A 26,397-nucleotide genomic window follows, 5' to 3' on the forward strand; every position below is an offset into this window, starting at 1 on the left:
CGAGGAGGTGCGTCGTGGCGCGCAAGGCACCGGTCGGCGACCCGGCGGACGACCCCGCGGCGGCGAACGAGCCCGCGACCTGGGCGGCCGGAGTCCCCGGGGTGGCCCACGCGCTGGCGCAGTCCTGGGCCCAGATGGGGGCGCGCCGCAGCCTGACGACGCTGCGCCTGCTCAACCAGGCCGACGGGTTCGACTGCCCCGGCTGCGCCTGGCCCGACCCGGACCCCGGGCGCCGCGCCCACGCCGAGTTCTGCGAGAACGGCGCCAAGGCCGTCGCCGAGGAGGCGACGCTGCGCCGGGTCACCCCCGAGTTCTTCGCCGAGCACAGCCTGACCGACCTGGCCGGCCGGTCCGGCTACTGGCTCGGCCAGCAGGGCCGCCTCGTCGAGCCGATGCTGCGCCGGCCCGGGACCGACCACTACGAGCCGGTCGGCTGGGACGAGGCGTTCGACCTGGTCGCCGCCGAGCTGACCGCCCTGGACAGCCCCGACCAGGCCGTCTTCTACACCTCCGGACGGACCAGCAACGAGGCCGCGTTCCTCTACCAGCTGTTCGTCCGCGCCTACGGCACGAACAACCTCCCGGACTGCTCGAACATGTGCCACGAGTCCTCCGGCAGCGCGCTGACCGAGACGATCGGCATCGGCAAGGGCTCCGTGACCCTGGAGGACCTGGAGAACGCCGACCTCGTCCTCGTCGTCGGCCAGAACCCGGGCACCAACCACCCGCGGATGCTGACGTCGCTGGAGAAGGTCAAACGGCGCGGCGGGTCGGTCGTCGCCGTGAACCCGCTGCCCGAGGCGTCACTGATGCGGTTCCGCAACCCGCAGAAGCCGTCCGGGATCGTCGGCGCCGGCACGGCGCTGGCCGACCAGTTCCTGCGGATCCGCGTCAACGGCGACCTCGCCCTCTTCCAGGCGCTGTCGCGCCGGCTGCTGGACGCCGAGGACGCGGCTCCCGGCACGGTGCTCGACCATGAGTTCCTGGACGCACACACCACCGGGTTCGCCGCGTTCGCCGCCCATCTGCGGGCCCTGGACGAGGCTGACGTCGCCGCCTCGACGGGCCTGGCCGCCGCCGAGATCGACGAGCTGGCCGGCCGGGTGCTCGCCGCCGAGAAGATCATCGTCTGCTGGGCAATGGGCCTCACCCAGCACGCCAACGCCGTCGCGACCATCCGCGAGGTCGTCAACTTCCTGCTGCTGCGGGGCAACATCGGCCGGCCCGGCGCCGGCGTCTGCCCGGTGCGCGGCCATTCCAACGTCCAGGGGGACCGGACGATGGGCATCTGCGAGAAGATGCCCGACGCCTTCCTCGATCGGCTGGGCGCCGAGTTCGGCTTCGCGCCGCCGCGTCGGCACGGGTACGACGTCGTCGACGCGATCCGGGCGATGCGCGACGGGCGGGCGAGGGTGTTCGTCGGCCTCGGTGGGAACTTCGTCTCCGCCACGCCGGACAGCGCCGTGACCGAGGCGGCGATCCGGTCCTGCCGGCTCACCGTCCAGATCTCCACCAAGCTCAACCGCTCGCACGCCGTCACCGGCGCGGCCGCGCTGATCCTGCCCACCCTCGGGCGCACCGAGCGTGACGTCCAGGCCGCCGGCCCGCAGGTGGTCACCGTCGAGGACTCGATGGGCTCCGTGCACGCCTCCCGGGGCACGCTCCCACCCGCCGGCCCGCGGCTGCGGTCCGAGGCCGCGATCATCGCCGGCCTAGCGGCGGCGACGCTGTCCCGACGCGGCCAGGCCACCGCCGGCCACCCGGATGTCGACTGGGCCGGGCTCTCCGGCGACTACCGCCGGATCCGGGCCCACATCGCGAACGTCGTCCCGGGCTTCGACGGCTACGAGCGGAAGATCGCCGAGCCTGGCGGGTTCCTGCTGCCCCACCCGCCGCGCGACGCCCGTGAGTTCCGCACCCCGTCCGGCCGGGCGGTGCTCACGGTCAACGAGCTGACGGTGCTGCGGGTCCCGCCCGACCACCTGCTGCTGCAGACAGTGCGCTCGCACGACCAGTACAACACCACGATCTACGGCCGCGACGACCGTTACCGCGGCATCCGGGGCGCCCGCCGGGTGGTGCTGGTCAACCCCGACGACCTGGCCAGCCGCGGCCTCGCCGACGGCGCCCAGGTCGACCTGGTCAGCGTCTGGACGGACGGCGTCGAACGGCGCGCCCCGGATTTCCGCGTCGTCGCCTACCCCACCGCTCCCGGCTGCGCCGCCGCCTACTTCCCCGAGACCAACGTCCTGGTCCCGCTCGACTCGACCGCCGAACGCTCCAACACCCCGACGTCGAAGTCCCTGGTCGTCCGCCTCGAACCGCGCGGCGAACGCTGAGCCGGCGGGTTCTGGCCAGTTTTGTAAACCGCGCCCGCGGCGGGCGCAGGCTGATCCGGTACCTGACGGATCAACGGCCGGAGGCAACCATGAGCCCGCACTCGAAGGACGTCCACAGCAAGGACGTGCATCCCAAGGACGTGCATCCCAAGGACGTCGCCGCCTTTCTCGCCCGGCGCGACGTGACCCCACCGCTCCCGGACGTGATCCTGGCCTGGGGGCCGCTCGCGTTCCCCGTCGTGATCGAGGCACAGCCGGCGACTCTGGTCCACCTGGCGGTCCGGTCCATCGAGGCGCTGACGGACGCCGGAGTGATCACGGCTGATCAGAGCGCCGAGCTGCAGGCCCGCATCCGGGGCCTGGAGAACCTCGCCCGGCTGGGGCTCGAGCCGAGCCCTGTCACGGCGCCGCCGGAGGGCGAGCCGCTGCCGTCCGTGTTCGAAATCGTCGCCGCCACCCTGCCCGATCCGAGCCTGTCCGGGTTCTGGGACGTCACCGCGACCGGTGTCGTCGCCATGGCCGGCGTGATCGGCGACGCGGTCGCCCCGGGGGTCGGGGGGCCCCGCGGTGCGATGCTCGCCGCGCTCGCCTGGCCCGAGTGGGCCGCCCGGCAGACCGCGTCGACCTGAGCCCCGCTACTCGACCGGCGCGAGCGCGTCCGGCGCCGGGGCCCCGAGGCGGCCGAGCTCCGCGCGGACCTCGGCCGCCTCGGGCACCCCGAGCCCGTCGAACAGCCCGAGGGCCTCCAGCCAGTGGCTTCGGGCGAGCGGGACGTCGGCGCCGGCCAGCGCGGCCCGGGCCAGCCCGTCGAGCGCCTTGGCCCGCTGGAACAGGTCGCCGGTGACGCCCGCCGCCTCGTACGCGGCACGGTGGCTCGCGGCCCCGTCCGTGCCCGCCAGCCGCTCGGCCAGCCCGATGTCGTTGAGCGTGGCGGTCTCGACGTCGGCGTCGCCGGCGCCGCGGCCGAGCTCCAGCGCCGCGCGCAGGGTCTCCAGGGCCTGCGCGTGCGCGCCCTGGCGGGCCAGCACGACCCCGAGGCCGCGCCGGGCGTCGGCGAGCCCGGCGAGGTACCCGACCTGGGCGCAGACCTCGATTCCCTGGCGGTAGCTCTCGACGGCGTCCGCGTAGCGCCCGCGCCGCTCGGCGACCTCGCCCAGGTTGGCCAGCGCGACGCCCATCCCGGCCCGGTTGCCCACCTCGGTGGCGATGGTGAGCGCCTCGCTCAGCGCCGCGTGGGCGGTGTCGTAGCGGCCGAGCCGCAGGCTGACCACGCCGACGTTGTTCGCCACCCGGCCGAGCGCGACCCGCTGGCCGAGCGTCCGGTACAGCTCGTAGGCGTGCTCGTGGCGGGCGAGGGAGTCGGCGAACCGGCCCAGCTGCATCAGGGCGATGCCCCACCGGTTGGCCGCCGCGGCCTCGCCCGACCTGTCGCCGAGCTCCCGGTGCAGCTCGACCGCGCGCGCCAGCTCCTCGCCGGCCAGCTCGTTGCGGCCCTGCCGGACGTGCACCGCCGTCAGCGCGTCGAGCGCGGAGGCGATCCCGGCGCGGTCGTCGAGCTCCTCGTAGATGGCCATCGCGCGTTCGGCGGCGGCGAGCGACTCGGCCAGCGCCCCTGACCTGCGCAGCACTCCGGCCAGGCGGCGCAGGGCGCCGGCGAGCTCGGACCGGTCGCCGCCGGGCCGCTGGGCGGCCTGGATCGCGGTGCGCTGAAGGGCGATCGCGTCCCCGTAGTAGCCGGACACCTCCAGGTAGGGGTGCAGGAGGGCCGCCAGCCGCAGGCAGTGCGACGGGCTGTCCTGGCCGGCCGACCGGGCGACCGCGAGCAGGGACTGCCGATGCCGGTCGAGCCACGTCCTGGCCTCGGCCGACCCCGAGTCGGCGAACGCAGCCGCCGCGGCGCGCCCGGCGGCCCGCACGTGGTGGTCGAACAGCCGCTGGCGCGCGGCGTGGCGCTCGGCGGCCGGCCGGCGGGCGGCGAGCTCGACGACGTAGTCGCGCAGCAGGTCGTGCAGCCCGATCGCGTCGCCCCGCCGCTCGACCAGATGAGCGCGCAGCAGCTCGTCGACCGCCGCCGCGCCGGCCGCCGGCCCGGCCCCGAGCAGCGCGGCGGCCGCCGCCGTCTCCAGCTCCCGCGACGGGCTGAAGCCGAGCAGCTCGAACAGCGTGCCGGCTTGGGCGCCGAGGCGCCGCCGGGACCACGAGAACACGCTGCGGACGCTGGTGCGCTCGTCGCCGCCGGCGTCCAGCAGGTCGAGCCGGGCCGCGCGGCCCTCGAAGCGGGCCACCTGCTCGGCCAGCTCCCAGTCCGGGTCGCGCGTGACGACCTCAGCGGCGACGCGCAGCGCGAGCGGCAGGTAGGCACACCGGCGCGCCAGCTCGGCGACCGCGTCCGGCCGCGCGTCGGCGGGCTTGCCGATCAGCTGGGCGAGCAACGTCGTCGCGTCGTCCTCGTCCAGCCGGCGCAGCCCGATCCGCTGGGCGCCCGCCCGGGTGACCAGCGACGGGAGGCCATCGCGGCTGGTGACGACGACGAAACACGAGGCGGCCCCCGGCAGCAGCGGCGCCACCTGGTCGGCCGAGTGGGCGTTGTCGAGGACGAGGAGCAGGCGCCGGCCGGCCAGCAGCGAGCGCAGCAGCGCGGAGCGGTCGGCCAGCTCACGGGGTATCGCCGCCGCGGCCACCCCGAGGCGGCGCAGCACCGACTCGGCCGCCGCGGCCGGCGTCCTGGCCCGGCTCACGTCGTAGCCGCGCAGGTCCAGGTAGAGCTGGCCGTCCGGATGCCGGCCGGCGACGGTGTGGCTCCACGCGACCGCGAGGCAGGTCTTGCCCACCCCCGCCGGCCCGGTGATCAGCACGACCCCTGGCCCGGTGCCGGCCTGCGCGGCCTCGAACGCGTCGTCCAGGCGGGCCAGGTCCGCGATGCGGCCGACGACCGGGACGATCGGCGCGGGCAGCTCACGGGGCGCGACGAACCGCTCCGGCTGCTCGGGCTCCGCCGGCGCCGGCCCCGACGCCGTCGAGGCCGCCGGGGCTGGCGCGGGTGCGGCCGGTCCGAGCTCGGTCTCGGCCGCGCTCGCGGCGAGCCAGAGTCCCCGGAACCGCTCCACGTCACCGTCGAGCGCCTCGACGATGAGCTCCAGCAGGCCCCAGCGCGGTAGCCGCGGCTCGCTGAACGCGACGGAGACGGTCGTGTGGCTGCAGCCGACCTCGGCGGCGATCCTGCGCAGGCTGGGCCAGCCGGCGCGGTGGTGTTGCTCGTGCAGCGCGCCGAACAGGTCGGCGACCGGCCCCGGCGGAAGCGGTGGCTGGGGCAACGGACTCACGCGGTTCTCCCCCGAGTACTGGAGATCCCAGTATCACGCGGTGCGCTGCCGCCGTCACCCTCGCGGATCGTCGGCCAGCCGACCGTCGTCGCCCCGGCCGTCCGGCTGGTCCGCGCGGGTGTGCACGACCTTCGGGCAGGACCGGCACGCGGCCACCCCGTTCTGCGACCACCAACGGCAGGTGGCCCGGATCGAGCAGGGCGGCGGCGCGGCCACGGCCCCCGGCCCGGCCGCGGCCGCCGGCTGCCCGGCGACGAGGTCCCCGATCCGGCACCGGTCCCCGTGCCACTGGTGGCACTGGGAGGTGACGCACGGGCCGGCGAAGCGCAGCCGGGCCTCGGGCACCCGGTCGGCGGCCCGCGCGCTGGCGACGAACGCCTCGTCGATCGGCAGCGGCGGCCAGACCCCCGCGGTCGTGCCGTCCGGGCGCACGATGCCGATCAGCAGATGGCCGGGCTCGCACGAGCTGCTCGGGCACGTCGCCGGCCGCAGGAGGTCGGAGGTCGCAGGGTCGCCGGTCACAGGTCGGTCGCCAGGATCGGCGTCCCGGGGTCGATCGTGCCGTCGGGGCCTTCCTTGAACCACCAGCCGAGCAGCTGCGGGATCTGCAGGCCCAGCGACGGGTCGAGGCCGGGGTCGAGATCGAAGGGCTCCAGCGGGACCGGGAACTGCTTCGGCGCGAGGTCGGTCTGGGCCAGCTCGGCCAGCACGGCGGAGCGGATGCCGACCCGGATCCTCATCATCACGTCGTCCGGAAGGTCGCCCTGCACGACGACCCGAACTCCGGTTGCCTCGTTCATTTCCTGTCTCCTTCAGATTGGTGATCTTGTCTGTGGTCGGTGGCTGGCAGGTCAGCCCAGGTCCCCGGCGGCGACGAGCGCGTAGCCCTGGCCCGGGTCGCCGACGTTGACGGCGACCCCGGAGACGACGACGGTCCAGCGCCCGGCGGCGGGGACGCGCACGAGGACGCGCCGCACGTTGTTCAGCCGGTCGGTGGCGTCGCCGGGGACGGAGAAGCCGCCCGCGAACACGTTCGCCCGCAGCGCCGGCCCGCCGTCCGGCGGCAGCGCCGTCAGCTCCAGGACGTTGACGGTCGCGACCGCCGCCCCCGCCGCGCCGGGCGGCTCGGTCCACACCAGCGTGATCGTCAACGGCTCGCCCGGCCCGGCCACGTCGACCGGGTGCTCGGTGCTCTCGCCCGTGGCGATCCCGTCGGCGTTGCGCCGGTCCCAGACCCGCGGCCGGCGGGCCGACCCCGGGAGGGCCAGGACGTTCTCGAGCCGGATCCGTCCCCAGCCCGTCGTGTTGCTCGGGTAGGTGGCCGGGCCGCTGAGGTCGACGCAGCCGGCCAGCAGGGTCGCCTTCAGCAGGGCGCCCGAGGGCACCAGGGCGTCGGGCGGCGACGGGGTCCCGCTGGGGTGGTAGCCGTCGACGTAGTACTGCCTGGCCAGCGCCGCCAGCCCGGCGACGGCCGGCGTCGCCCAGCTCGTCGCGCAGATCGGCCCGGCCGAGCCGAAGACGACCCGGTCGAGCTTCACGGCGCAGCCGGAGCCGACCGCCGCCGACCTGATCGAGCAGCCGGGCGCGACGAGCTCCGGCTTGTGCCGGCCGTCCTCGCTCGGCCCGGTCGTGCCGTCGCCGAAGCCGTCCAGGGTGCCGCCCCGGGAGGCGGACACCGACAGGGCGTTCTTCGCCGTGCCGGGCGGCCCCATCGCCTCGCCCGTGTTGCCGGACGAGCCCAGGACGAGGTGGTCCTCGTTGTGCCAGGCGAAGGCGTCGACGTCGGCGGAGAGCTGGTTGTACTGCGGCGTCGGCTCGTCGTGCCAGCTGTTCGTGTGCACCCTGGCGCCGTCGGCCGCCGCCGCGCCGAGGTAGCCCAGCACCCCCGTGGTCTCGATGTCGTCGGCGTTGCCGTAGGTCAGCCGCGCCGCCCAGGCCACCCCGCGGTCGGGATGCCCGCCGGGCGCCGCCGGATCGTCCCCGGCCGCGATCCCGGCGACGAACGTGCCGTGCCGCCCCGGTGGGCCGCCCGCGGCGTCCCGGAACCAGACGACCTTGCGGTGCAAGGGGCCGACCGGGTTCGTGGCGTCCGCGAAGAGGCAGTGGCCCAGGTCGACGGGGCTGTCCATCATCCCGATGATCTGGCCCTCGCCGTGCAGGCCCGCGTTCCACAGGGGAGCGGCCCAGCCGCGAGCGAGCTCGACGGGAACGGCCGCCGGGCCGGGTACGACGGGCGTCTCGCTGGTTGTCGCGGCGGCTGTCTCGGAGGCGTCGTGCTTTGCCTCGCCGACCTCGTCCAGCCAGCGGATGTCGTCGACGGTGGCCAGCGCGGCCAGGTCGCCGTCCGGCATCGTGAAGCGGATCTTCACCGCCCCGCCGTGAACGCGCTCGTCGAGCACGACCGCGTCGCCGCCGCCGTGCCCGCGGACCGCGGCGAGTGCCGTGTCCGGGTCAGCGTCCCCGAAGAGCACCGCCTCCAGCCGCCGCCCGTTCCGGCCGCGGCCCGCGTCGGTGCGGAACGTCCGCGCGCCGATCCCGGCCGACAGCCGGAACGCGGGCACGAACGGCGTCACCGCGCGGACCAGCGGGTCCGCCGCCACCCGGGCGACCGAGGCCGCCGGGATCGACTCGACGTAGGCCAGCTCGGGCAGATAGTCGGTCAGCGCGAGGCCGAACTCGTCGCGCAGCCGGTCGTGCTCGGCCCGCCGCAACGGCCGGTGCACCTGGACGATCATTCGTAGGCCGGCCCCGGCGGCCCCCCCGAAGGCGTCGCCGGGAGCAGGCGCCGGTGGCCCGACGACGGGATCGAAGGTGTGGCCGTTGACGGTGACCGTCAGCGGCCTCGACGGCTCGGTCATGGTTCCCCCGCGGGAGGCAGGCCGCTCGGCCAGGCGGTTCGCGCCACCCGGCCGAGCGGGCATCGACTCAGATCTCGATCATCCGCCGGCGTTGACGATGACCGGCGGCGGCGGGGGAGCGCCGGCGTCCTCACCGGCGATGTAGGAGACGATGATTCCGCCCACCACGGTGACGACGATGGCCGTGATCGCCACCGCGACGATGACGGCGGGGTTGTCCTCGTGGCCGCCCAGGGCGTGGTCGAGGCCCTGCAGGAAGGCGCTCACGTCGCTGGTGGCTTTCGGAGCGCCCGTCGGCGGCGTCACGCCCACCTGGCCGATGGCACGCTCGAAGACCAGGTCCTCCAGGAAGTCCTCGACGGAGCGCTTCCAGCCCGCGGCCTGAAGCGGGTCCGAGCCCTCGAACGGACGGCTGCGGATGAGGAAGGCCGCGCGCTGGACCAGCTCGCGTGCCTCCTCCGTGGTGATGGTGACGTCGTCGGTCAGGGTTGACATCGGGTCCCTCCCAGGGACTGTCCCGGGCGGCCGCTCGGCCGCCTCGACATCAACCCTCCGGCACCCCGGCCGGCCTTTACGGAACCTGACACAACCGGCCAGGGGGCACGCCCGCCGCGCCTCTCGCCACCGCGTCAAGCGCGCCCGCACGTGAGATCCGCCGTCTCGGGGCGACCCCGGACCGGCCGGTTCGGCAGTATGACGGCGACGACACGTAGCGGTCCGGCCCCGGCGGACGGCCGCGACCCGCTGCATCATCGGCGTCATCTGAACATCGGTGGCCGTGAGCCGCCCGGAGAACGGGAGAACATCAGCATGACCGAACGGGTGGCGATCGTGACGGGGGCGGCGCGGGGCCTGGGCGCGGCCATCGCCCAGCGACTGGCGCAGGACGGCCTGGCCGTCGCGGTGCTCGACCTCGAGGAGCAGGCCACCAAGCCGGTCGTCGACCAGATCGTCGCGGCCGGCGGCAAGGCGATCGGCGTCGGCGCGGACGTGAGCGACGCGGCGGCCGTCGAGGCGGCGGTCGCGAAGGTCGTGGCCGAGCTCGGCCCGCCGACCGTTCTGATCAACAACGCCGGCATCACCCGGGACAACCTCATCTTCAAGATGGCGGAGACCGAGTGGGACCAGGTCATGGCCGTGCACCTGCGGGGCGCGTTCCTGATGACCAAGGCGACGCAGAAGTACATGGTCGAGGCCAAGTTCGGCCGGGTGGTCAACCTGTCCAGCACCTCGGCGCTCGGCAACCGCGGCCAGGTCAACTACTCCGCGGCCAAGGCCGGCCTGCAGGGCTTCACCAAGACGCTGGCGGTCGAGCTCGGCAAGTTCGGCGTGACCGCGAACGCGATCGCCCCGGGCCTCATCGAGTCCGAGATGACCCACAAGACCGCCGAGCGCCTGGGCGAGACGTGGGAGCACTACGAGGCCCGCCGCGCCAAGGAGATCCCGGTCGCCCGGGTCGGCCAGCCGGCCGACATCGCCCACGCGGCGTCGTTCTTCGTCAGCGAGGGCGCAGGCTTCGTCACCGGCCAGGTCCTCTACGTCGCCGGCGGCCCGCGCGCCTGAGCCGAGCGGCCTACCGTAGAGGAATGACGACGACCGCCGGCCCGTCGACGCCGGTCCCCGCAGTGTTGGCCGCGACGGGCGAAAGCCCCGGCCCGCTCGCGGTGACCGGCGGACCGGGCCTGCCGCAGCGGCGTCGGCTGGTCACCGAGCTCCCGGGGCCCCGGTCCCGGGAGCTGCTGGCCCGCCGGGAGGCCGCGGTCGCCCGGGGCGTCTCGATCACCTTCCCGGTCTTCGTCGTGGCGGCCGGCGGCGGCATCCTGGTCGACGTCGACGGCAACGCGCTGATCGACCTGGGCTCCGGCATCGCCGTGACGACCGTCGGCAACAGCGCGCCGGCCGTCGTCGACAACGTGATCCGCCAGGTCCAGGCGTTCACCCACACCTGCTTCATGATCACGCCGTACGAGGGCTACGTCGCGGTCTGTGAGCAGCTGGCCCGGCTCACGCCAGGCGACCACGAGAAGCGTTCCGCGCTGTTCAACTCCGGCGCCGAGGCCGTCGAGAACGCCGTCAAGATCGCCCGCATCCACACCGGGCGGCAGGCCGTCGTCGTGTTCGACCACGCCTACCACGGCCGCACCAACCTGACGATGGCGCTCACGGCGAAGAACCACCCCTACAAGAACGGGTTCGGCCCGTTCGCCCCGGAGATCTACCGCGTCCCGCTGTCCTACCCGTACCGCGACGGGCTGTCCGGCGCCGAGGCGGCAGCCAGGGCGATCCACCTCATCGAGAGCCAGATCGGCGCCCACAACGTCGCGGCGGTCCTCATCGAGCCGATCCAGGGCGAGGGCGGCTTCGTCGTCCCGGCCGAGGGCTTCCTGCCCGCGCTGGTGGCCTGGTCGAAGGCGGCAGGCGCGGTCTTCGTCGCCGACGAGGTGCAGACCGGGTTCGCCCGCACCGGCGCGATGTTCGGCTGCGAGCACGAGGGCGTCGTCCCCGACCTGATCGCCACTGCCAAGGGCATCGCCGGCGGGCTGCCGCTGTCCGCCGTCACCGGCCGGGCCGAGATCATGGACTCGGCGCACCCGGGCGGCCTCGGCGGGACCTACGGGGGCAACCCGCTGGCCTGCGCCGCCGCTCTCGGCGCCATCGAGACCATCGAGCGCGACGGACTCGTCGGGCGGGCCCGCGCCATCGGCGCGCGGGTGCTGCCGAGGCTGCGTTCCGTCGCCGAGCGGGTCCCGGCCCTCGGCGATGTCCGCGGCCGGGGCGCCATGCTCGCCGTCGAGATCGTCGACCCCGCCACCGGCCGGCCCGACGGTGCCGCGGCCGGCGCGGTCGCCCGCCGCTGCCACGCCGAGGGCGTCGTCGTGCTCACCTGCGGCACCGACGGCAACGTCCTGCGCCTGCTGCCGCCGCTCGCCATCGGCGACGAACTGCTGGACGACGGGGTCGGCGTCCTCGTCGCCGCCCTGGAGTCGCTGGCGGAGCCGGTGCGGCCGTGAACGTGGGTGGCAGTGTGACCACGGACGGCACTGTGGCCACGGAGATCGCCCCGATGGTGACGTTCGTCGACGGGGCCGCCGGTCCGCCGGGGACCGCGCGGTGCGTGCTCACCTGGCCGCCGGCCTGCCCACGGCCGCCGCTGGCCGCGGTGGTCGACGTGTTCGGCCGGCTCGGCGTCGAGGTGGTCGATCACACCCGGGCCGCCGGCGGGGCTGACGGCGCCGGTCCGCAGGACCGCGACGAGTACCTGCTGCGGCTTCCCGACGCCACCGGCGCGGACCCGGACGAGGCGCTGGACGCGTTCGGGCAGCTGTTCGTGGCGGTCTGGAGCGGGCAGGCGGAGCTGGACGGCTTCACCCGGCTCGCGCTCACGGCCGGGCTGCCCTGGCCGGAGGTGGCCGTCATCCGGGCCGCCTGGCGGTTCCTGCACCAGACCGGGGTCACGCTCAGCCACGGGTACGCGGAGCGGACGGTGCTGGCGAACCCCGCGTTCGCGCAGGCCCTGCTGGAGTACTTCCGGGCCCGGTTCGACCCGGACCGCGCTCCGGCCGACCGGGAGCCGGCGGCCCAGCAGGCCTCGGCCACCCTCGACGACCTGCTGGGGAAGGTCACGAGCCTGGACGAGGACCGGATCCTGCGCGGGCTGCGCGACGTGCTCGCTGCCGTCGTGCGCACGAGCTTCTACCAGCGCGACGAGACCGGCGCCCCGCGCCCGGCGCTCGCCCTGAAGATCGCCTCAAGTCGGCTGGGCCTGCTTCCGCCGCCGCGCCCGTGGGTCGAGGTCTTCGTGACGTCGCCCGAGGTCGAAGGGGTGCACATGCGCGGCGGGCGGGTCGCCCGCGGCGGGCTGCGGTTCTCCGACCGGCCCGAGGACTACCGCACCGAGGTGCACGGCCTGTTCCGCGCGCAGGTCACGAAGAACGTCGTGATCGTGCCGGACGGGGCCAAGGGCGCGTTCGTCCTGCACCAGCCGGCGCTCGCCGGCGGCGCGGCCAGCGGCGGGAGGCCGGACCAGGCGCGGGTGCGCGCGGCCTACCGGACGTTCGTCTCCGCGCTGCTCGACGTCACCGACAACCTGGTCGCCGGCAAGCCCGTCGGCCCGGCCCGGACCGTCGTCTACGACGAGCCCGACCCGTACCTGGTCGTCGCCGCCGACAAGGGCACCGCCGCCTTCTCCGACCTGGCGAACGAGATCGCCGCCGAGCACGGCTACTGGCTCGGGGACGCGTTCGCCTCGGGCGGGTCGGTCGGCTACGACCACAAGGCGATGGGAATCACCGCGCGGGGAGCCTGGGAGTCGGCCCGCCAGCACCTGCGCGAGCTCGACGTCGACCCCGACCATGACCCGTTCACCGCGGTCGGGATCGGCGACATGTCCGGCGACGTGTTCGGCAACGGGATGCTGCGGTCGGCCTCGATGCTGCTGGTCGGCGCGTTCGACCACCGGCATGTCTTCATCGACCCCGATCCGGACCCGGCGGACTCCTTCGCCGAGCGGCAGCGGCTCTACGAACAGCCCGGCTCGTCGTGGGCGGACTACGACCCGAAGGTGCTCTCGCCCGGCGGTGGCGTGTTCCGCCGCGACGCCCGCCGGGTGGAGCTGTCCGCCCGGGCCCGCGAGGTCCTCGGCCTGCCGGCGGCGGCCGGGCAGGACGACGGGATCTCGCCGGTCGAGCTGATCCGGGCCCTGCTGCGGGCCCCCGTCGACCTGCTCTACAACGGCGGGATCGGTACCTATGTGAAGGCGAGCACCGAGAGCCAGGACGACGCGGCCGACCACACCAACGACGAGGTGCGCGTCGACGGCGCCGAGCTGCGGGCGAAGGTCGTCGTGGAGGGCGGGAACCTCGGCGTCACCCAGGCGGGCCGGGTCGAGGCCGCCCACCACGGGGTGCGGATCAACACCGACTTCCTGGACAACTCCGCGGGCGTCGACACCTCCGACCGCGAGGTCAACCTGAAGATCCTGCTGGCCGGCGCGGTGGACGACGGCGAGCTGACGCTGGCCGACCGCGACGAGCTGCTGCGGTCGCTGACGGCCGACGTCGCCGCCGCGGTCCTCGACGACAGCGCCCAGCAGGCGGTCGCGGTGAGCCTCGCCGCCGCGTACGCGGGCTTCTACCTGGACCGGCACGCTCGGCTGCTGCGCAACCTGGAGGCCCGGTCCGGGCTGGTCCGCTCGCTGGACCTGCTGCCGTCCGAGGCCCGGATCGAGGAGCTGCGCGCCGCCCGCGCCGGGCTGACCCGCCCGGAGCTCGCGGTCCTGCAGGCGAAGGCGAAGACGCTGGTCCGCCAGGAGCTGCTGGACTCGACGCTGCCCGACGAGCCGATTCTCGACCTGGTCGCGCAGCGCTACTTCCCGCCGGCCGTGCGCTCCCGGTACGCGCGCCGGATCAGCTCCCACCCGCTGGTCCGCGAGATCATCGCGACGCACCTGGCGAACGAGCTGGTGAACCGGCTCGGGCCCGGTTTCGTCTTCCGGCTGGAGGAGCAGGTCGGGGTGTCGACCCCGGACGCCGTCCTGGCCTGCGCCGCCGCGGTCTCGCTGTTCGGCCTGGAGGAGCTGTGGGCGGTCCTCGACGAGCGTTCCCGCACCCTGCCGGCCGCCGACGAGCTGGCGGCCCGGCGGGCGGCCCGCGACTTCCACGAGCTGGCGACGGAATGGCTGCTTCGCCACGCCCGCGGCCGGGCGGGCACCGCGACGGTGACGCGGCGGCTGCGGGCCTCGGCCGCGGACCTCGCCGCGTCGTTCGGCGTCTCAGGACCCGCCGCCGAATCGGACCTCACGGCGCGGATCTCCGGGCTCGGTGAGCTCGGCACCGCCCTCGACCTGCTCGTCACCATGCCGACGCCCGCGCCCGGTCCCATCGAGGACGCGGCCGGCGTGCACGTCGCGCTCGGCGAACGGCTGGGCCTTGCCGGCCTCTACGACCGGCTCGACGACGTGGCCGCCGACTCGCACTGGACCCTGGCCGCCAAGGGTGCCCTGCGCGCCCAGCTCACCGACCTGTGGGCGACCCTCGACTGGCAGGTCATCGCGACGACCCGGGCCGACGCCGTCGCCGGCGTGGACCCGTCCGACCCGCCTGGCGAGGACACGGCGGACTGGCTCGCCGAGGGGCCGCGGGCGATCACGTCGCGCTGGCTCGACGCCCGCTGCGAGGCGGTCGGGCCCTTCCAGGCCGTCCTCGCCGAGCTGGCCGGTGCGCCGCCGTCAGGCGAGCCTCACCGACGGAAGGCCCGGGCCACCGCCGCGGCCGGCGCCCAGGTCGGCGCCGGCCCGATCGATGTCGCCGCGGCCACGGTCGCCCTGCACGAGCTGCGGGTCCTGGTCGAACGGGCCCAGTTCGACCAGACCGGCGTCGGCCACCGCCTGCGCGACTGGTCGCGGTGACCACCGACGGGCTGCCGCCTGCTGGGCGGGCCATCGAACGGGCGGTTACCGACCTCGGGCGGGCTGTCGCGGGACGGGACGAGCCGGCGCTGCGGGACGGGTGTGAGCGGCTGCGGGGCTACGACGAGGTGCTGGTCCGCGACGTGCTGCACCGGCTCACCCTCGGGCTGGTCGAGCGGGCCTACCCGGACGGGCTGGACGGGGACGACATCCGGACGCTGTTCGGCGAGGTGGCCCGGCCGGCGGCCCCCTGGCTCGGCGGACTCGACCCGGACGCCGTCCTGATCGTGCTCGCCGGCGCGCTGGGCGTGCACCCGCCGGAGGACGCGCCGCGGCCCAGCCTCGACCAGGACGCGCTGCCGATCGCCTGTGCCCTCGTCGTCGACGAGCTGCTGCGCCGGCTCGGTGCCCGGCTCGGCCCGGAGCTGACGCGGACGTTCGACGAGCTGCGGGTCGCCCAGACCATGGAGATGCCCTGAGGGCATAACCGTCGTCCGGCGGAACACCCGGTTAGTTGGTCTGGGTTGCGAACTGGTGCACGCCTTCGATCGACGCTGAGGAGATTGCGGACATGGCGGACCTGTTGGTGCCCGAGTCGCACCGGGACCTGTTCACGGGCACCACGATCATGCTGAGCACGGTCAACCCCGACGGGTCGATCCAGACGTCGGCGGTCTGGTCGCTGCTCGGCGAGGACGGCGTGCTGCGGACGTCGCTGTCGAAGAACCGGCAGAAGTACCGGAACCTGCTGGCGAACCCGACGGCCACCGTCTTCGCGCTCGCGGCGGACAACCCGTTCCGGTTCATCGAGATCCGCGCGACGGCCACCATCGAGGACGACAGCGACAAGACGTTCCTGACCAGCCTGCTCGCCACCTACGGCCGGACGCTGGAGCAGTTCGGCGCCCCCGGCCTCGAACCGCGGGTCGTCGTCACCTTCGAGGCCGCCCGCGTGCGGCCGAGCGGCTGACCGGCTCGTCGTCGACCGGGCGCGACTTCACGGCTGAGAAATTTGGCGCTGACGGGCTCGTCATGTCAGGTCGCCACAGTGTTGGTCTGGCGCAGTGTTGGTCAGGCGAACATTGTGGGTGAGGCGGCGGGCGGGGGGTGCCTCCATCCGCCGCGGTGGTGCTCGGCGGCTGGAGGCAGCATGACCCGGATCTTTGCCGACCTGAGGGCTCCCGAGATCGCGGACCTGTCACCGGGCGCGATCGCGGTCCTGCCGGTCGGCTCGGTGGAGCAGCACGGGCCGCATCTCCCGCTGTCGACGGACCTGGTCGTCGCCGACACCCTGGGCCGCGACGTCGTGGCGGCCTACGGCGACGAGATCGACCTGCTGCTGCTGCCGACGCTGGCCTACAGCAAGTCCAACGAGCACGCCTGGTCGGCTGGCACGATGTGGCTGTCCGCGGCGACGATGCTGGCGATGCTCGACGACCTGGGCCGCTGCCTCGCGACGACGCCGGTCCAGCGGCTGGTGTTCCTCAACGGCCACGGCGGCAACAGCGCCCTGCTCCAGGTCGCCAGTCGTGACCTGCGGCTTGCCCATGGCCTGCGCACGTTCGTGATGCACCCGTCGGTGCCGCCGGACCAGGGCGGGACGTCGCCGGCCGCCGAGCTGGGCATGGGCATCCACGCCGGCATCGAGGAGACGTCGGTGATGATGCACCTGCGTCCCGAGCTGGTCCGCCTCGACCTGGGCACCCGGTCCGTTCCCGAGCACCTGGCGTCCTACGAGCGGGTCGGCTTCGGCCGGTCGGTGTCGTTCGGCTGGCTGTCCGACGACTTCGGCACCGACGGCACGATCGGCGACCCGACCGGCGCCACCGCCGAGCACGGCAAGCAGCGGTACGAGGCGATGGTCGAGACCGCAGCCGCGTCGCTCCGGGAGATCGCCCGGTTCGACCCGAAGACCAGTCGGTGACGGCCGACGTAGGGGCCGCGGGCGTGCGCGCCTCGCGGCCGGACTCGCAGCCGGACGCGCTGCCGCCTCGGGCGGACGTCGTCGTCATCGGCGGCGGGCACAACGGGCTCGCCTGCGCGGCCTACCTGGCCAGGGCCGGCCGCTCGGTAGTCGTCCTGGAGGCTCGCGGGCAGGCCGGCGGGTGCGCGTCGACCGTCGACGCGATCGGCGCCCGGGTCAACATCTGCAACTGCGACCACACGATGATCCGGGCGAGCGGGATCGTCGAGGAGCTCGACCTCGCCGCCCACGGCCTGCGCTACCTCGACGTCGACCCGATGCTCATCGGCGTCGGCTGGGCCGACGAGCCCGTCTTCATCCAGTGGCGCTCCATCGAGCGGACCGTCGACGGCCTCGCCCGCGTCGACCCAGCCGCGGCCGACGCCTACCGGCGCTACCTGGACGTCGCGCTGCCCGCCGCGAGGCTCGTGCTGGCCGTGCAGGGCGGCCGGCCGACCACCCCGTCGATCGTCGCCACCGTCGTCGCCCGCCAACGGCTGCGCGGCGCGAACGTGCTGCTGGACTGGCCGCGCCGCAGCCTCGTCGACGTGCTCACGTCGTTCGGCCTGCCCTCCTGGGTGATCGCGGCGACCCACACCGTCGGCCCAGCGGTCTGGGGCCTGGGCCCGGACGCGCCGGGCACCGGCCTCGGCGCGCTGGGCCTCGCGATCCGCCACCTCGTCGGCGTCGGCCGACCGGTCGGCGGCAGCGGCGCGGTTCCCGCCGCCCTCGAACGGTACGTGCGGGCCCATGGGGGTCGGGTCGTCACCGGCGCGCGGGTGACCGGCCTGGACGCCAACGGTGGCCGGGTCCACGGCGTGCGTCTCGCCGACGGCCGGCGGGTCACCGCGCACACCATCGTCAATGCCACGGATCCGCGGACCCTGCTGGTCGACTGGCTCGCCGGCGAGCACGCGGCCGCCCGCCTGCGCCGTCGCTGGGCCGCCGCGCCCGCCGAGGACGGCTACGAGTCGAAGCTCGACGCGGTCGTCACCGCGCTGCCGACGCCCCGCGCCGTCGCCGCGCTGCCCGAGGACGTGCTGCCCGCGGCGCTGCGCCACGTCCCGACGACGATCGTCAGCCCCACCCCCGACCAGCAGATCGCGGCGTCCGCAGACCTGAAACGGGGCCTGATCGCCGAGCGACCGATGTTCTTCCTGAACATCCCGTCGGTCCTGGACGAGACGATGAGCCCCGGGCCCGGCGTACACGTGCTGAGCCAGGAGATCCTCTGGACGCCGTGGGCGCTGGCCGGCGGCTGGGGCGACCGTGCGCTGCCCTGGGGCTGGCTGGAGCAGTACGCCTCGATCTGCGAGAACGGCCCCGAGCTGCTGGCCTCGGTCCGCGACTGGCGCGCGATGACCCCGCCCGACTACGAACGCGAGTTCTACCTGCGCCGCGGCTACGTCCCAAGCTTCCCCGACGGCGTGATGTCGGCCTTGCTCGGCCGCCGCCGCGAGCTCTCCCGCTACAAGACCCCCGTAGCCGGCCTCTACCTCACGGGCGGCGCGACCTTCCCCGGCGCCGGCGTCTGGGGCGCCTCCGGCCGCAACGCCGCCCGCACCATCCTCGGCAGGCACTGACCCGCCCGGGCCGCCGGCGGCGCCTGGCGATCCCGACACGACACCTCACCCGCCTTCCAGACGGCGCCTATATTTCCAAATACGCCTGTCGCCGGCACGGGCCCATTTGCTTTTACCTGCGCCGAGGGCTATACAAAGAGTTAGCTCTTTTTAAAGGTTGAGTACCAACCGCTGGTGCGACGATCCGCTGGTGCGAAGGTGCCTGGGCCGCCGCCCAGGCCTCGATTTCGTTGCTGGCCCCTCCGGCGGCCGGCGCTCCTCCCGATGGCATGAGCCCAGGAGGATCCCCGATATGCCGATCATTTTTTCCCCTGGTCGTGGGGTCCTGGCCGGTGCTTCGCGCGTTCGGCCGAAATTCTGCCGGGATCTCGTTTTCCCCCAGATTTTTCGAAGCTTTACGGCTGTACGGTCCGTCACATATTCATGATCGCCCTGTCTGACCTTCCTCGGCGTTCTCGGTCCGAGTTCGACGCTCTTGCGCCTGCCGGCGGCCCGCAGCCGGTGCCATTCGGAGGGATGGGCATTTTGCCTCTGCACTATGGATTTCTCGGTACGTACCCGCCGACGCAGTGCGGGCTGGCCACCTTCACGGCCGCCCTGCGGGCGCACCTGACCGCCGTGGTGCCGGGCGCCTCCAGCGGCGTCGTGCGCCTGCTGGACGCCCCGGTTGCGAGCACCCGGGGCCTGCCCCCAGCGCCGCCGCCCGGCGTCATCGGCGACCTGGTCGCCGGGACGAGCGGAGGCCCGGCCGAGGCCGCCCGCCTGCTGAACCGGTTCGACGTCGTCCTGGTCCAGCACGAGTACGGCGTCTACGGCGGCCGGGACGGCGCCGAGGTGGTCGAGGTACTGCGACGACTCGAGGTTCCCGCGATCGTCGTTCTGCACACGGTCCTCACACGGCCGACCACGCATCAGCGTCAGGTGTTGGAGCAGGTGGCCGCCGCGGCGAGGGCGGTCGTGGTGATGACCGAGACCGCCAGGGTCCGGCTGGCCACCGGCTACCGGGTCGATCAGCGCCGGGTCTCGGTCATCCCGCACGGCGCGGTCCGAGGGGCCGACCGTTCTCACCTGGGGGCTGATCGGTCCCGGCAAGGGGATCGAATGGGGGATCGAGGCGCTGGCGGCGCTGACCGACCTCGACCGGCCGCCCCGTTACGTCGTCGCCGGCGAGACCCATCCCAAGGTGCTCGCCCGGGAGGGGGAGGCGTACCGCGACGGGCTGGTCGCGCTGGCCCACCGCCTGGGGGTGGCCGGATCGGTTCGCTTCGACGGCCGCTACCGTGACGCGCGGTCGCTGGCCGAGCTGGTGCGGGCGGCCGATGTGGTTCTGCTGCCCTACGACTCGCGGGACCAGGTCACCTCCGGCGTCCTCATCGAGGCGGTCGCCGCGCACAAGCCGATCGTCGCCACCCGTTTCCCGCACGCGGTCGAGCTTCTCGGCGGCGGTACCGGCCTGCTCGTCCCGCACGAGGACCCGGCGGCGATCGCGGCGGCCCTGCGCGCCATCGTCACCGACGACGCCCTGCAGCACAGCCTGACCGACGCGGTCGCCGCGCGCGCCCCCGAGCTGCTGTGGCCGGCGGTCGCCCGCCGCTACCGGCGGCTCGCCGCCGAGCTGGTGGCGCGCACGGCCACTGGACCGTCCCGCTCCGCCGCGGCCCGGCTGACCGGCCAGACCACCGGGGCGACTGTCGACGATCCCGCCATGGCGACCCGATGACCGTCGACGTGTCGTTCGCTCATCTGATCCGCCTCACCGACGACGTCGGCCTGTTCGAACATGCCAAGGGCACCACCCCACGCCCCGAGCATGGGTACTGCGTCGATGACGTCGCGCGTGGCCTGGTCGTGCTCGCCCGCGAACCGGATCCGGAGTTCACCCTGATCCGGCTGCTCAAGCGGTATCTCGCCTTCGTCGCCGCGGCGCAGGCTCCATCCGGGGCGGTGCGCAACCGACGCGACACCGACGGGCACTGGCGGGACCGGCCCAGTCTCGGCGACTGGTGGGGCCGGGCCCTGTGGGGGCTCGGCACCATGGCGGTGCGGGCGCCCACGGTCCGGCTGCGGGCCACGGCGCGCACCCGGTTCTATGCCAGTGCCGGCCGGCGCTCCAGCTGGCCCCGGGCGATGACGTTCGCGGCGCTGGGCGCCGGGGAGATCCTGCTGGTCAACCCCGGCGACGCCGCCGCGCGCGCCCTGCTGACCGACGCCGTCGCGGCGATCGGCCCGGTGTGCCGCGACCCGGCCTGGCCCTGGCCGGAGTCGAGCCTGCGCTACGCCAACGCGGCCGTGCCGGAGGCGCTGATTCTGGCCGGTGCCTGCCTGCCCGACGAGAGGGTGCTCGCCGACGGGCTGCGGCTGCTGGAATGGCTGCTCGCCATCGAGACCCGCGCCGGTCGGCTGTCGTTGACGCCGGTCGGCGGCCGCCAGTCGGGGGCCGCCCCCGGCGCTCGGCCCGGTTTCGACCAGCAGCCGATCGAGGCCGCGGCCCTGGCCGACGCCTGCGCCCGGGCCTACGACCTCACCGGCCACCCGCGGTGGCTGGTCGGGCTCCGCCAGGCGCACGCCTGGTTTCTCGGTGACAACGACAGCGGGGTTCCCCTTGTCGACACCATTTCGGGTGGCTGCTGCGACGGGCTCGAAGCGCACGGCCGCAACCTGAACCAGGGGGCCGAATCCACCCTGGCGATGCTCTCGACGGCGCAGCATGCCCGTCGCCTGCTCGCGGCCCGGCCTGCTCAACCCGTCCAGCCTGCTCAGCCCGCTGGGGTCACTCAGCCCGATCAGCCCGATCAGCCGGCTCGCCCGGCCAGCTCTGGGACGGGTCCGTGAGCTCGTGCGCCCCGACCGTGAGCCCGCGGGTCGAGGTGACGCGTCATCCGGTGACCCTGGCCGCGGACCCGAGGCGGGTCATCGCGAGGCTTTTCCTGCCCGGGGAGGAAGCAGGCGAGTCGGGATCCCGGGCCGCCGGCATCGTGGCCCGGGTGCTCGCCCTGCCCGAGCCGGAGGTGGCGAGCCTCCTCGGCGATCTGCTGGTGACGTTCACCCCGCGCCACCGGGACTACCAGGGACTCCTGACCCGGCACGCCGCCGCGGTGGCCTCCCGGGTGCGGGCGCCCGCCACGCTGTCACCAGCCCGGCTGCTGCTGCTCGGCGCGTGTTTCACCGCCGAGTACGCGGTGGAGGGCGCGGCGGTCACCAACCCCTCGGCGGTGGCGCATCCCGACCAGTCGGGGCTTGCCCCCGGCGCACTGCGGGTGGCGCTGAGCCTGCGCGGGATCGGTGAGGGCCACCTGTCCTCGATCGGCTTCGCGTCCTGCGTGGTCGGGCCCGGTCCCACGGTGCGGCTGGAGCAGCGGGCCGGCCCGCTGACCGTCGGCGTCGCGGTACCGGTCGACTGGGAACCCGGCCAGCTGCGGGCCGTGCTCGTCGAGCACGGGCTCGACGACGAGGTGACCAGCGCCGTGCTCGACGGTCTCGACGGGCAGTCGGCCGGGGACGAGGGCGACATCGAGCGCGCGTTCGCTCAGGTGCCGCCCGACCTGCTCCGACGCCTGCAGGCAGCCGGGATCATGGCACGGGTCCGGGCGGCGGCCGGCCTGCTGCACCGGGTCGAGTTCCCCGCCGACAGCGCTCTGGCGCAGCGGGTGCTGTGGCCCGCCCTCGCGGTCGAGAGCAGTGGCATGGAGGACGCCCGCTTGGTGCGCTTCACGGCGCCCGACGGCACGGTCGACTACCGCGCGACCTACACCGCCTACGACGGCGAGCGCATCCTGCCACGGCGACTGACCAGTCCCGACCTGAGGTCCTTCACCTCCTCCCCGGTCACGGGCCCGGCGGCGCGCAACAAGGGCATGGCCCTGTTCCCTCGGCTCGTCGCCGGCCGCCACATGGCCCTGTGCCGGTGCGACGGCGAGACGACCAGCATCACCACCTCCGACGACGGCCACGCCTGGGGCCCGCCGGACCCCGTCCACGCACCTCGGACGGCGTTCGAGCTCCTGCAGGTCGGCAACTGCGGGTCGCCGATCGAGACCCCCGAGGGCTGGCTCGTCCTCACCCACGGCGTCGGGCCGATGCGGACGTACAGCATCGGGGCGATCCTGCTCGACCTCGCGAACCCGACAACGGTGTTGGGCGCGCTGCCCGAGCCCCTGCTGTGCCCGGCCCCGGACGAGCGGGACGGCTATGTCCCCAACGTCGTCTACTCCTGCGGCGGCCTCATCCACGACGGCCTGCTCTGGCTGCCCTACGGCATCGACGACGTCCGCGTAGGCCTGGCCAGCGTCCCCATCGCGACCGTCCTCGCCCGGATGACCTCCAGCTGATCCGGGCCGCCCCTGACGGCTACTTCAGCGGGTGGTCCACTTCCGGCATGTTGAACCGCTCTCTTCGTGGCCCGGAACGGTCCGGTCCTCGGGGAACCTTAGAGGCCGAACTCCTTTCGGAGTGCCTCGACAGCCAGCCGGCGATGCGAGATCGCGTTTTTCTGATCACTCGTCATCTCGGCGAAGGTCAGGCTTCCGTCGCCGGGAGCGAAGATCGAGTCGTAGCCGAAACCGCCTTCTCCGCGCTCCTCGGTAGTCAACAGGCCATCCAGCGTGCCGGTAAAGACCCGCATACCTTCTGCGTCGGCGTAGCCGAGCGCCGTGGTCACGGTGGCGCTTCGATCTGCCACGCCGGCAGCCATCGCGAGCAAGCCTTGCGTACCTACCGCATCGAGGAACCATGCGACGAGCGCGCCCGGGAGGCCGTTCCAAGCATGCAGCACGAGGCCGGTGTCATCGACCAGGACAGGGATTCTCAGTTTCGAGTAGGAGTCCGCCGCTTTCCGTTCGACAACCTTTACGACGTCGAGTGACTGGATCTCGATCAGATCTTCCTTGACTGCAACTACCTCAATGCCAAGGAGTATTGCATACTCCCGCGCCTTGCCCGCGTTGCCGGTGATCAGTGAGACACGCTCAATCAATTAGGTCATCCTCCTGTGCGGGTTTTTCACTCGCTAGACGCTTGAATACAAACGGCGCTCGTTTGGCCCTCGCCTACGCCAACGCTGGCGACGCGGATCGCGCTGTCCGAATCGTAAACGAGACCCAACAGTCGATTGATTCTCTCCCCTCGGTGTGGGCGCGGAGAGAGTTGCACCGGGCGACAACCGTGCTGCGCCGCCGCTGGCCTAACCGTCCCGATGTTCAAGAGATCATGCTGCGGGTGCCATCGCTCAAGCGGGCCGCCGACTCGTGAGGGCCGCGCGTTTCGCGGATCAGTTCGATCTGCCAGGTAGAGTTCCTCACGCCGCATACAGAACCTGCGCGTCGCCGAGCACCTCGTCCCGGATCATCCGGTGTAGCGCGTCCTTCGAGACTAGGTCGACGGGCCTGCCGAACACCCTTTCCAGGTCGTCCTGCAAGTCGAAGTACGACATCCCAAGGTCGTTGCCTGGAGCCCGAACATAGAGGATATCAACGTCGCTGGTGGGACCAGCGGAACCACGTGCGACGGACCCGAAAACCGCCAGTTCGGCGATCCCGTACTGGCGGCACAGAGTGGCGAGTCGGGGGTGGAGCGCTCGGATCTCCTCCAAGGTCATCGCGCCGCCCTCCGTCAGCTGGCCGACGAGCCTCAGTCTGTGACGATCAACCATGCCTGCGCCGACCAGGCTCAGGCCGCGCAGCCTTGATCGCATGATCGCCGTGCCCAGTGCAGCTTGTTGAGAGTCTCGTCCGCTTCGAGTTCGTCGGCCAGGCGATTGAGACTCGTCAGATCGGATCCAGGCTGTACGGCTGACTCGTGGGGCGTGAGTCGGTAGGGCCCCTGCAGACGCGCGGCGAGCATCGTGATGCCGGCAGCGCCACCGGTCGTCACGTCCAGGCCTGGTGCTGTGTTTCCAGGAACGTCGGGACTTTCGCCGCGAGCCGTCCGGCGAGCCCGCTGGCTTCGACCCACCTGTAGTCCATTACCTCGTCGAGTTGGAGGGCCACTCGGTGCAGACCTTCGCGTGCGGCGATCCTCATGGTGAAACGGAAGTCGTAATGCACATGGGTGGGCTCACCCTTCCCGGGATTGGCCGGTATCTCATGCGCATCGATGTCGACAGGGTCGCCGCCGATCGGTATCACCTGCGACGCTTCGATTCCGGTTTCCTCGGCTAGTTCCCGGATGGCCGCCACAAGTGGCGTTGCGTCACCGGGCTCCATGTGACCGCCTGGCAGGAGCCACCGGTTGAGCGTCTTGTGGTGAATCTGGAGTATCTTTCCGTCTTCATTCACAACTAGTGCGCCGCACGTGACATGTCCGGGGGTGGTGGATCGTGACGTTACGGGCGCGGGTTGCTCTACCAGTTCAAGCAGCGGCGCGAGTGCCGTTTCTTCGGCCGGGTGCTGCCCGAGGTAGTTCCGGACCGATGCGGCGATCAGACTGTTCATTGGTCGGTCTCTCCTTCGCCGTTGAAGGCGTTGAGCCAGTCCCGCGCGATGGTCTCGCGGATCTGTCGGTTGACTTGGTGTAGTCCCGGTTCGATGAGGCGGCCCGAGGTGAGCAGTGCCACCGCCGCCAGGATCTCCCTCTGCACCAGAAAGATGAAGGGGCCGACGGTCGCGGGGGGGGGGGGGGGGGGGGGGGGGGGGGGGGGGGGGGGGGGGGTGGTGGGGGGGCGGGGGGGGGGGGGGGGGCGGGGGGCCCCGCGGCGGCCGAAGGCCGCCCTTGAACCCGTACAGAAACTTGGCGACGATCCCTTACGCGCCTGTTCCTCCTCCTGTTCTCTCCTGCCTGTCTGGTCCCGGTAGATGGTTGGCACTCGCGTCCGACCTGCTGGTTGACGGCCGTCGTTGGTTTTCTCGGTCCCTGCAAAGTTGGTTCAGTCGCTATCGACCTCCGCGGCTGTCCGTAGACGACAGCCGGGCCTGGGGTCCGGTCGGTTCCGCCGGTTGTCGGTGAGCGTCGGTGTGGGGCGGCGGGCTTGCGTACCTGGTTGGCGGCGCGGGCGGGGGGTTCTGGCTTTGGTAGGGCGGTGTGCGGGGTCGTGGCCGGGTTTGCGCGCCGGGGTGGGATGCTGGTGGTGTGGCCGACGGGGGGTTTGGTCGAGGTGACGCAGCGTTTTTTCGTGTCGTATACGGGTGTTGATGTCCGGTGGGCGGAGTGGGTTGCCTGGACGTTGGAGGCGGCGGGGCATGAGGCGCTGATCCAGGCGTGGGATTTCGGGCCGGGGTCGCATTTCGTGGGCGAGATGCAGAAGGCGCTTGGCGGGGATCGGCGCACGGTGGCGGTGGTGTCGGCTGCGTATCTGACCTCGGTGTTTGCCACGGAGGAGTGGCAGGCGGTGTGGGCAGCGGATCCGGCTGGGGCGCGGCGGCTGTTGCTGGTGGTGCGGGTGCAGGATTGCGAGCGGCCGGGTCTGTTGCGTCAGATCGTGTCGGTGGACGTGTTCGGTGTGGATGAGGGTGTAGCGCGGAACCGCCTGTTGTCTGCGGTTGCGCTGGGGCGGCGTAAGCCGGCGGTGGCTCCGGGTTTTCCGGTGTCGGGTGACGGTGGTAGGTCGGCGGGGGCGGGGGTGGCGCCGGTTTTTCCGGTGGATTTGCCGGCGGTGTGGAATGTGCCGCCGAGGTTGGCGCGGTTCGTGGGCCGGGAGGCGTTGCTGGCGGGTGTGGCCGAGGAGCTGGCTGCGTGGGGGGTGGCTGCGGTGTGTGCGGTGCAGGGTGCTGGGGGGATGGGCAAGACGGCGTTGGCTGTGGAGTACGCGCACCGTCACATGGACGATTTCGACGTGGTTTGGTGGGTTCCGGGGCAGAATGCGGAGCTTGCCGCGGGGCAGGTGGCCGCGTTGGGGGTGGCGCTCGGCCTGGGGGAGGGCGCGGACTGGGTGGCGGTGGCGGGGCAGCTGCGGCGGTTGGGGGCGCGGTGGTTGGTGGTGGTGGACAACGTCG

The 26,397-nt window shown here is 73.3% G+C and carries 21 protein-coding genes and 1 pseudogene; 13 read left to right on the top strand and 9 right to left on the bottom strand.

Annotated features, from left to right (window positions below; genetic code table 11):
* Positions 1-14 precede the first annotated feature (14 nt).
* Both I6A60_RS19785 and I6A60_RS19790 read left to right on the top strand, forming a co-directional pair.
* The gene (locus I6A60_RS19785; protein ID WP_203022043.1) at positions 15-2,339 is read left to right on the top strand and encodes an FdhF/YdeP family oxidoreductase; all 2,325 of its coding nucleotides are present in this window, start codon (positions 15-17) and stop codon (positions 2,337-2,339) included.
* Positions 2,340-2,428: 89 nt separating this feature from the next.
* The gene (locus I6A60_RS19790; RefSeq protein WP_203022044.1) at positions 2,429-2,968 is read left to right on the top strand and encodes a hypothetical protein; all 540 of its coding nucleotides are present in this window, start codon (positions 2,429-2,431) and stop codon (positions 2,966-2,968) included.
* Between the two features lie 6 nt (positions 2,969-2,974).
* Here I6A60_RS19790 and I6A60_RS19795 read toward each other — a convergent pair whose 3' ends face one another.
* From I6A60_RS19795 to I6A60_RS19815, 5 genes are all read right to left on the bottom strand, one after another.
* Entirely contained in the window at positions 2,975-5,662 is a 2,688-nt protein-coding gene (locus I6A60_RS19795; protein WP_203055662.1) for a tetratricopeptide repeat protein, read from the bottom strand.
* A gap of 54 nt (positions 5,663-5,716) precedes the next feature.
* Positions 5,717-6,184, bottom strand: coding sequence for a hypothetical protein (locus I6A60_RS19800; RefSeq protein ID WP_203025180.1), 468 nt, complete (start codon positions 6,182-6,184; stop codon positions 5,717-5,719).
* Positions 6,181-6,462, bottom strand: coding sequence for a hypothetical protein (locus I6A60_RS19805; RefSeq protein ID WP_203025181.1), 282 nt, complete (start codon positions 6,460-6,462; stop codon positions 6,181-6,183). Before I6A60_RS19805 ends, I6A60_RS19800 begins: the two co-directional genes overlap by 4 nt.
* A gap of 51 nt (positions 6,463-6,513) precedes the next feature.
* Positions 6,514-8,520 (bottom strand): S8 family serine peptidase, encoded by a 2,007-nt coding sequence (locus I6A60_RS19810; protein WP_203025182.1) that lies wholly within the window; start codon positions 8,518-8,520, stop codon positions 6,514-6,516.
* A gap of 78 nt (positions 8,521-8,598) precedes the next feature.
* Complete coding sequence (locus tag I6A60_RS19815; RefSeq protein WP_203025183.1) at positions 8,599-9,015, bottom strand: hypothetical protein; 417 nt, start codon at positions 9,013-9,015, stop codon at positions 8,599-8,601.
* A 315-nt stretch (positions 9,016-9,330) separates the two neighbouring features.
* Between I6A60_RS19815 and fabG the strand changes: the two genes are divergently transcribed.
* The 10 genes and pseudogenes from fabG to I6A60_RS19865 all read left to right on the top strand — a co-directional run bounded on the left by fabG (position 9,331) and on the right by I6A60_RS19865 (position 22,800).
* A complete protein-coding gene (gene fabG / locus I6A60_RS19820; RefSeq protein ID WP_203025189.1) occupies positions 9,331-10,083 on the top strand; it encodes a 3-oxoacyl-ACP reductase FabG in 753 nt (250 codons plus the stop codon).
* Between the two features lie 23 nt (positions 10,084-10,106).
* On the top strand, positions 10,107-11,531 hold the full coding sequence (gabT, locus tag I6A60_RS19825) for a 4-aminobutyrate--2-oxoglutarate transaminase (protein ID WP_203025184.1): 1,425 nt from the start codon (positions 10,107-10,109) through the stop codon (positions 11,529-11,531).
* 14 nt (positions 11,532-11,545) lie between these two features.
* Positions 11,546-14,926 (top strand): NAD-glutamate dehydrogenase domain-containing protein, encoded by a 3,381-nt coding sequence (locus tag I6A60_RS19830; RefSeq protein WP_307873761.1) that lies wholly within the window; start codon positions 11,546-11,548, stop codon positions 14,924-14,926.
* Positions 14,923-15,405, top strand: a complete 483-nt coding sequence (locus I6A60_RS19835) for a hypothetical protein (protein ID WP_203025185.1) — start codon at positions 14,923-14,925, stop codon at positions 15,403-15,405. Before I6A60_RS19830 ends, I6A60_RS19835 begins: the two co-directional genes overlap by 4 nt.
* A 92-nt stretch (positions 15,406-15,497) precedes the next feature.
* Positions 15,498-15,896 (top strand): TIGR03618 family F420-dependent PPOX class oxidoreductase, encoded by a 399-nt coding sequence (locus I6A60_RS19840; protein ID WP_203025186.1) that lies wholly within the window; start codon positions 15,498-15,500, stop codon positions 15,894-15,896.
* A 180-nt stretch (positions 15,897-16,076) separates the two neighbouring features.
* Complete coding sequence (locus I6A60_RS19845; RefSeq protein ID WP_203025187.1) at positions 16,077-16,850, top strand: creatininase family protein; 774 nt, start codon at positions 16,077-16,079, stop codon at positions 16,848-16,850.
* The gene (locus I6A60_RS19850; RefSeq protein WP_203025188.1) at positions 16,847-18,472 is read left to right on the top strand and encodes an NAD(P)/FAD-dependent oxidoreductase; all 1,626 of its coding nucleotides are present in this window, start codon (positions 16,847-16,849) and stop codon (positions 18,470-18,472) included. The genes I6A60_RS19845 and I6A60_RS19850 overlap by 4 nt, the downstream gene beginning before the upstream one ends.
* A 525-nt stretch (positions 18,473-18,997) precedes the next feature.
* A pseudogene (locus tag I6A60_RS44060) lies at positions 18,998-20,192 on the top strand (glycosyltransferase).
* Positions 20,189-21,304: a glycosyltransferase gene (locus tag I6A60_RS19860; RefSeq protein ID WP_238435803.1), complete on the top strand. Its 1,116-nt coding sequence runs from the start codon at positions 20,189-20,191 to the stop codon at positions 21,302-21,304. The pseudogene I6A60_RS44060 and the gene I6A60_RS19860 overlap by 4 nt, the downstream one beginning before the upstream one ends.
* Positions 21,301-22,800, top strand: coding sequence for a glycoside hydrolase family 130 protein (locus tag I6A60_RS19865; RefSeq protein ID WP_307873762.1), 1,500 nt, complete (start codon positions 21,301-21,303; stop codon positions 22,798-22,800). The genes I6A60_RS19860 and I6A60_RS19865 overlap by 4 nt, the downstream gene beginning before the upstream one ends.
* 98 nt (positions 22,801-22,898) lie before the next feature.
* Here the strand turns inward: I6A60_RS19865 and I6A60_RS19870 are convergent, their stop codons facing one another.
* The 4 genes from I6A60_RS19870 to I6A60_RS42870 form a co-directional block, all read right to left on the bottom strand.
* The gene (locus tag I6A60_RS19870; protein WP_203025284.1) at positions 22,899-23,444 is read right to left on the bottom strand and encodes a non-canonical purine NTP pyrophosphatase; all 546 of its coding nucleotides are present in this window, start codon (positions 23,442-23,444) and stop codon (positions 22,899-22,901) included.
* A 321-nt stretch (positions 23,445-23,765) separates the two neighbouring features.
* Positions 23,766-24,065, bottom strand: coding sequence for a nucleotidyltransferase family protein (locus tag I6A60_RS19875; protein WP_203025285.1), 300 nt, complete (start codon positions 24,063-24,065; stop codon positions 23,766-23,768).
* A 271-nt stretch (positions 24,066-24,336) separates the two neighbouring features.
* The gene (locus tag I6A60_RS19880) at positions 24,337-24,900 is read right to left on the bottom strand and encodes an NUDIX hydrolase (protein WP_203025286.1); all 564 of its coding nucleotides are present in this window, start codon (positions 24,898-24,900) and stop codon (positions 24,337-24,339) included.
* Positions 24,897-25,022, bottom strand: coding sequence for a hypothetical protein (locus I6A60_RS42870; protein WP_255552053.1), 126 nt, complete (start codon positions 25,020-25,022; stop codon positions 24,897-24,899). Before I6A60_RS42870 ends, I6A60_RS19880 begins: the two co-directional genes overlap by 4 nt.
* A 537-nt stretch (positions 25,023-25,559) precedes the next feature.
* Between I6A60_RS42870 and I6A60_RS19890 the strand changes: the two genes are divergently transcribed.
* Positions 25,560-26,397 (top strand): toll/interleukin-1 receptor domain-containing protein (locus tag I6A60_RS19890; RefSeq protein ID WP_307873764.1); only part of this gene is annotated, 838 nt, incomplete at its 3' end.

The organism is Frankia sp. AgB1.9 (assembly GCF_016786355.1).
Classification (GTDB): Bacteria; Actinomycetota; Actinomycetes; order Frankiales; family Frankiaceae; genus Pseudofrankia.